Consider the following 495-nt stretch of genomic DNA (forward strand, 5'->3'; position numbering starts at 1 on the left):
CCAGTTCTCACGACCACACCCAATCAATCCGCCATACTATCCCTTCTCCCCAAAAACCCAACCTTCATATTCTCCAACTCCACCACCCTATCATTCTCCATCTCCTCCAACTTCACTCCCTTCATTTTCTCTTCTTCAACTTTTCACTTCATTACCTCCACTCCAAAATCACCCCCATAAATCCCTCCTTTTACATCCTCCACCTTTACAACATCTTTCTTTACAACCCCACCTCCAACTTCATCACCCCCCTCTCTTTCTCCACCGACCACACCCTCAATCATCTCCTTAACCCTCACTTTACCCATTCCAACCTCCTCACCTCTCTCATCCATATTCATTTCCCCTAAAACATCCTTCACTCCCAATCTCCCTAGATCTCACCTTTTAAATCCCACACTCTCAACCACCTCCTTTACCTCCCTATACCTTTCCCGCTCGATCCCACTCCCGTCAACCCCTTCTTTTCCCTCAATCACACCAAGCAATCCAATT

The 495-nt window shown here is 46.9% G+C and carries 1 protein-coding gene; it reads right to left on the reverse strand.

Annotated features, from left to right (window positions below; translation table 11 throughout):
* Positions 1-143 precede the first annotated feature (143 nt).
* Positions 144-362 (reverse strand): hypothetical protein, encoded by a 219-nt coding sequence (locus FS736_RS23415; protein WP_144481523.1) that lies wholly within the window; start codon positions 360-362, stop codon positions 144-146.
* Positions 363-495 lie beyond the last annotated feature (133 nt).

This window comes from Cytobacillus oceanisediminis 2691 (assembly GCF_007678455.1).
Classification (GTDB): domain Bacteria; phylum Bacillota; class Bacilli; order Bacillales; family Cytobacillaceae; genus Mesobacillus; species Mesobacillus oceanisediminis_A.